This window comes from Infirmifilum sp., from assembly GCF_049970975.1.
Lineage (GTDB): Archaea > Thermoproteota > Thermoprotei > Thermofilales > Thermofilaceae > Thermofilum > Thermofilum uzonense.
Map to the genome: position 1 here is coordinate 1 of NZ_JBMFLX010000084.1, position 5,952 is coordinate 5,952.

The following is a 5,952-nucleotide window of genomic DNA, read 5'->3' on the forward strand; positions in this document are numbered from 1 at the left end:
ACCACAGGATACTATACGATGGGAAATTAAGGGACAAGGCTATAGAGAGGGAGGTGTCAATGGTAACACCGTACAACGAGGTTGCGATTGATAGAGCAGTTAAGAGATGGGCTATTGCAGAAGCTCAGACTGCGTGCTCAGACCAAAATAGTCCATACCAGGAGCTGATGTGCAAGCTGGTTGCAGGCGAGCTTCGGAGTACCGGGGAGAAGCAGAGAGTAGCTGAGGAGCTTAGTAGGCGACTAAGGGAGAAGTTGCGTCAAAACAGGATGCCGAGGAGCCTAGTTCAGGTCGCTTACATGAGAAGGGAGCTGGTTGAGCAGGCAGTTGAGGAGGTAGTAAGGAAAATTACTGATGCACTCAACATGGGAAGTCTTAAGGATCTTAAGGACTTGGTGAATATCTTTGGTGGAGAGGAGACTCTCTACAACTTGAGACATAGCGACAAAGAAGTCATATTCGAATTCCCAGGGTGGCAGAGGGGCAGGGAGATGAGGTATGCTGTAAGGCACTCTCTCTGGGGGCAGATAGTGGCGTATAGGGGGGTAGCATACCAGGTGAGCACCGTCCAGCCACAAAGCCAAGTCACCATAGATAAGTGGCTGGGAGGTTGATAGCGTGAGTGATGCTACAAGCTATTTAGACCTGATAGCAAGCATAGCTGAGGACATGGCACAGAGCTACGGAAGGGGGGCGACAGGGATAGTGGTAGCGCTGGCGAGACTCGCTGATAAAGTCAGGAGGGGGGAGGTGGAAGTGTGGGAGCCAAAGAAGGTATCCTTTAATCTCGGGCCAAGCAGAATATCAGACTTGAGGTACTTCAGGTGCCCTGTATGCGGCTATGTGAGTGAGACGGTGAGTGAGACGGGAGGGCAAATCCCACCTGTGTGTCCCAGGTGTGGAAGAAATTACAACTACAGAGTCTACACAGTGCAGGCCTACGTTGGGGTACCAAGAGATCGGGTAAGGGCAGGGTTACTAGAGTTCGACGTTGGAGAGTCCCAAAGAGGTGAAAGTCTAGTGCTACCGGTGAGTTACATAGTAGGCATACGGGACTGTGTGCTGGGGAGGAGTAAGGAAAGGAGTAGGAAACTTAAGGGTCTAATGCCGAGAGATCCGGAGCGACCCCTATCGAGTCTTGGATTTACCTGCCCCTATGACGATGTGACGTCTCAGTTATGCAACTACCTAAGAATTGAGGGCAATATAAGATGGTGCCAATATCGTCAATATGGTATTCAGAGGTATCTAGTATTCCAGAGACAAGGTGGTATAGAGAGAATCCCAGCTATGCCAAGTGAGGCGATTACAAAACCCTTCAAGATCTCTGCCCACTTGCTGAGGGAGTATCTAAAAGATTTCACTAATGAGTTTAAGAAGATGTTACAGGACGTCAGGCTGGGAAGTGAATGGGTTGAGAAAGCCTACTTTGGAGAGTTCGAAGTTGTAACTCTAGTTCCGTTCTACCTAGTCGGACACCCATACTCGAGCAGATGGGCTAGGACTGTTATAATGTACTATTCGCGAGCTGGTGGAACAGAAAGGTTAATCGCCATGGGCAGGAAGATGAAGACGTATGGAATCCTGGTTAAAGTGGGGTCTAAAGCTATAAGCAGGGTTATTGAGGAGGTCAGCACTTCCAGGGGCGCGCGCCTAACCCCCTTCGAGGTAGCTCACTCATTAGCGCATGTACTCGCTAAGTCTGTAATCAAGGTTTCGGGCGTGGATCCAAGGGAGATTGAGGAGTCCATTTTAAAGAGCCGGGACGGCTCCTACGAGGTCCTCATCTACGACGACTCTCCAGGTGGAGTAGGTGCCACGAGAGCTGTGGTGGACCTGGGGATGCCAGACCTGGTTGAGGAGATGCGGAGATTTGTATCGCTACCGTGCCCCAGAGGCTGCCTGTCGGCGTGTAGGGCTTGTTTGTACCTTGAGGGATGCGGCTCTTTGAATAAAGGGCTTAGCTGGATAGCCGCTAAGACTCTGCTGTCACTAGCCCTCTAGGTGCCGCTCATGAACGCTGAGGAAGTGCTCAAGATCCTAAGGTCTAAGCCCTCTAGGTGCGCATACGCATTTGAGGTAGTCGAGGAGCTAGGAGGAAGGTGGGCTGACGCCCTTAGGGGTCTTGCTGAGCTTGAGACTAGAGGTCTCGCTAGGAGGAGCGGTCAGCCGATTGACCCTACTAAGCCTATAGCCACAACATTATGGTGCGCTACTGAAGGTGGCGAGGAAGGCCCTTATGGCGAAGTAGAAGCGTTAATCCTTAACCCCCCAGTAGTGGCAGATCTAGGGATACCTCAGGGAGCTCCGGCCTATGGACTTGAGGAGGGTCTTAGAGTCTTCATCTGCAACGCTAAGGAGAACATTAGGGTGATGATGCCGTACATAGGGGATCTCCTCAGCGTCCTCATGCTCAGTTGTCTCGAAAAGCTCAGCTCGCTTAAGTGGATAAGGGTGGTTACTGAGGATAGGCTTAGCAACAGGAGAGTTCTTGAGCCAATGAAGTCTTTTCTCAGCAACCTGGAGGTAGCGTATTTGACTAAGAGAGAGAGCGGAGTCAAAGTTAGAGGCGTTCACGCAAAGCTCATAGTGATAGACTCTAGCGTGGCGATTGTGGGTACCTTCAACTTAACCAATGCCCACTTAGCGGTAAACTACGATATCGGTCTAGTCATTAGGGGCAGGGTAGTCTCGCACCTAGCAGAGGTGTTCGACGCGTCTTGGAGGGCAGCTTATGACGGCTACAGCTCCTAGCCTACCTACTATCTGCCGCGGAGGTATCCTCAGGGGGGAGGATGCACTACTTGCTTTAGTAAAACTCCACAGGCTGATAAGAGCTCGGTGCGGGAGGAAAAGCCGAAGCTTCAGGCTCTGCGTTAAGGATGTTGCTTCAGGATCCTTCCTCTTAGACCTACTCAAATTCATGGATAAGAAGCTCGGCTGGGAGGCGAAGTGGGCTGAGCAACTAGAGAGTGTCGAGGGGCTACTCCTTGGGGCAGTGCCGACCCCAAGCGGTAGATACCTATGGCTCTACCTCTACATGCCCCACCACAGGGAGTTCTCGTCTGTGAGAATTAAACGAGATCTATGGGAACGAGTTCAGCGAAGATACGAACCTAGCCCACTAATAAAGATTAGCATATTACAGCAACGCGCTCGGCTACTAAGACCAATAAGTTCCATACAGTTATACAGGAGCGCAACTGAGAGGAGACTTATGATAGGCAGGAGTTCTGAAGTCTCGGTGCCAGCTGTGAGCTTTAATGAGCTGTGTTGCATGTTGAAGGGGATGCTCATACCGGGGTTCTCCGTGGCAACCACTTTAATCCAGGCTTCAGGCACTCCTAAGTTAGCGGTGGGCTTCTTAGTGGTTGTCGAATTCGATAGAGAGCTGGACGCCGCTAAAATTCATGAAGAGTTAGCAGACCTAGGAAAGTTGTGCGGGGTTGATGTTGCTCTTCGCCTGGAAACCCTTGCACCGATACTGGCAGAGCGCGGTCTTAGGGGGAGGTGCTTGGCCATGATCCTAATCCCTCGAAAAGGTAGGCCATGGACCGGTTCAGTATTGAGCTTATTCAATGGATGCGGAAGGAGCGGCTACAAGATGATCATGTTAGACGAACTAGCGAGCGCCTTGTGGTGCGCTGCTGAGGTGGACGTATATGAACAGCTGATTAAGGTCCTTAAGGAGAAATATCGTTGCGTGCAGGACGATAAGTTCGTGGTTGAGGAGGGGATAAAGTTGTGCATTCCTGAGCACGAGACGCTAAGATGGCTTAGGGACATGAGGAATAACGCGGTGGTGGACGAGTATGGGTGTTTTAGAAAGCTCTAGACTTGTAATACTTACACATCCCCCTTATAGGGCAGACACCGCACTTAGGTCTTTTCTTTGTGCATATCTGGGCAGCGAAGTCTAGCGCCGCCAGGAGCTCCTCCCTCCCTAGCGGCGTCCTTTCAGCAAGTCTCCTAAGGAGGGGGTCATACGAGTACCTGGGCCCTGGATCTTTCCCTAGGGCAACCCTAGAGATTATCCTCGCAGTATTTACGTCGAGGACTGGAAGGCGAGCGCCACAGGCTACGACTGCAGTTGCAGCAGCCACGTAGGGCCCTATGCCCGGTAGTCTCACAAGCTCCTCGTAAGAGCAGGGGACGGAACAGCCTCTTTTAGAGAGCTCGGCGCATATAGCGCTTATGGTCCTAGCTCTCTGCCTCCAAAGACCTAGGGGCCTAAGAAGCTCCTGGAGCTCCTCCTCGCGTGGAGGCGGGCACGGGCTAGGAATTCTCTTTAATAGCTCTGGGAAGATGGTAGCAACCTTGGCAGCGTCGGTCTGGATTAGGAGTAGTTCTGCTAGGAGGACAGCCCAAGGATCCATAGTCTCCCTCCACGGGAACCTCCTCTTGAACAAGCTCCAGTAAGACACTATAACCTTGAAGGCCGCTCTAGAAATCTCGACAGCGGTCTCGGGAATCTCTAAGCTACCTACCCTGCTAACATCAATACTCATAATACCCCTGAAGTTTCATTAAGGTTCGCACCTTAAAACGTTTAAATCCGAAAAATTCTTATATCTCAACATAAATACCACATAATAGTTCTTGGGAAGTGACGTGTCTGCCGCGGAGCTCTTCGCGGGGATTGGTGGTCTCGGGTTGGGTGCTAGGCGGGCCGGCCTTGAGGTTGAGGTCGCAGTTGAGGTCGACTGCAGGAGGCTCGAAGTCTACGTGAGGGCTGTAGCTCCTAGGAAGCCGCTTTGCGCGGATGCTAGGGAGGTTGACTACGCGCAACTTGGGGGGATCTCGGTCCTCATAGCAGGTCCCCCGTGCCAGCCCTACTCTATGGCTACTCCAAGCCGCTCTAGGGGCGTTGCTCACAGGCTCTACGGGCTAGACCTTGAGGTGGCTAGGGCCGCTAAGGAGGCGTACCCGGAGGTCGTCGTCGTGGAGGAGGTGCCCGGGTGGGATCCGGAGCCCCTAGCTAAGATCCTCTCGAGCAGTGGCTACTCCACCCGCTACGAGCTAGTGGACTTCTCCGAGTATGGGGTGCCCATCGCAAAGAAGAGGTGGATCCTAATCGCCTCCAGGAGGGGGGATCCAGCTAGGGCCTTCCACCGCCTAAGCGAGCTTAGGGAGCCCCCGAGGAGCGCAGCTGAAGCTCTCCTAGGTCTCCCCCCAGACCCATGCCCGGAGGACGAGTGCGAGTGGGGAGGAGCTAAGGTGTACAATCATAGGTCGCCTAAGGTCAAGTCTAGGATACGCGAGCTCTTCCCGTACATCCCGCCAGGCTACTCCCTGAGGAAGGCTCATAGGGAGGGTCTCGTGGACGCGTCGAAGTACGTGAGGGACCTTGAGAAGAAGCATAGCTACTGGCTCTACAGGATCCCCCTACAAGGCCCGGCTAAGGCTGTACCCCACCCCCGGAGGAGCATGATGCTCCATCCGATCTACAATAGGGTCATAACGGCTAGGGAGCTAGCGAGGTTGATGACGTTCCCAGACCGGCTCGACCTGAGACCCCTAAACTTAGAGGATATGTATAGGTCGCTAGCGGATGCGGTCCCACCAGCTTTCTCAGAGAAGCTATTCGCAGCGCTCGTTTCCACTCTACTCTAGGATCTACATATATGTTGATGTATTCTAACTTCTCATCTTCACTATCTTAGCCGCCACGTTTGAGCTTACATTATCTTCGAGCATATGTATTACCAACGTGCTTAACTTAAGAGCAGCAGGATCAAACCTCCTTCATGAATTTAACACTACGAGCTAACCTTACAAGAGTAGCATAAACTTTTCCTTCACAACCTCCTAAAGAGGGAATACTAGGACGATATCCTAGAGTTACTTAAGCCCAGCGGGAGCCTTAAGGAGCCCCTAAACTGACCTTAAATCCTTCTCACAGCAAGCCCACTCCTAACCCTCTAGTATGCCTTTACCATTCCTTAGTTTAAC

Annotated in this window: 6 protein-coding genes; 5 read left to right on the plus strand and 1 reads right to left on the minus strand. The window is 52.2% G+C overall.

Annotation, left to right across the window (positions count from 1 at the left end):
- The 4 genes from ACP5KC_RS08375 to ACP5KC_RS08390 all read left to right on the plus strand — a co-directional run.
- Positions 1 to 614: hypothetical protein (locus ACP5KC_RS08375; protein WP_428287260.1), on the plus strand; the 614-nt coding region annotated here is incomplete at its 5' end.
- Positions 615 to 618: 4 nt separating this feature from the next.
- Complete coding sequence (locus ACP5KC_RS08380) at positions 619 to 2,004, plus strand: Zn-binding domain-containing protein (protein ID WP_428287261.1); 1,386 nt, start codon at positions 619 to 621, stop codon at positions 2,002 to 2,004.
- Between the two features lie 9 nt (positions 2,005 to 2,013).
- Positions 2,014 to 2,754, plus strand: coding sequence for a phospholipase D family protein (locus ACP5KC_RS08385; RefSeq protein ID WP_428287262.1), 741 nt, complete (start codon positions 2,014 to 2,016; stop codon positions 2,752 to 2,754).
- A complete protein-coding gene (locus tag ACP5KC_RS08390; RefSeq protein WP_428287263.1) occupies positions 2,735 to 3,835 on the plus strand; it encodes a hypothetical protein in 1,101 nt (366 codons plus the stop codon). Before ACP5KC_RS08385 ends, ACP5KC_RS08390 begins: the two co-directional genes overlap by 20 nt.
- Here the strand turns inward: ACP5KC_RS08390 and ACP5KC_RS08395 are convergent.
- Entirely contained in the window at positions 3,822 to 4,508 is a 687-nt protein-coding gene (locus ACP5KC_RS08395) for an endonuclease III domain-containing protein (protein WP_428287264.1), read from the minus strand. The genes ACP5KC_RS08390 and ACP5KC_RS08395 overlap by 14 nt on opposite strands.
- Positions 4,509 to 4,599: 91 nt before the next feature.
- On the opposite strand from ACP5KC_RS08395, the gene ACP5KC_RS08400 reads away from it, so the two are divergent.
- The gene (locus tag ACP5KC_RS08400) at positions 4,600 to 5,613 is read left to right on the plus strand and encodes a DNA cytosine methyltransferase (protein WP_428287265.1); all 1,014 of its coding nucleotides are present in this window, start codon (positions 4,600 to 4,602) and stop codon (positions 5,611 to 5,613) included.
- Positions 5,614 to 5,952: the final 339 nt, after the last annotated feature.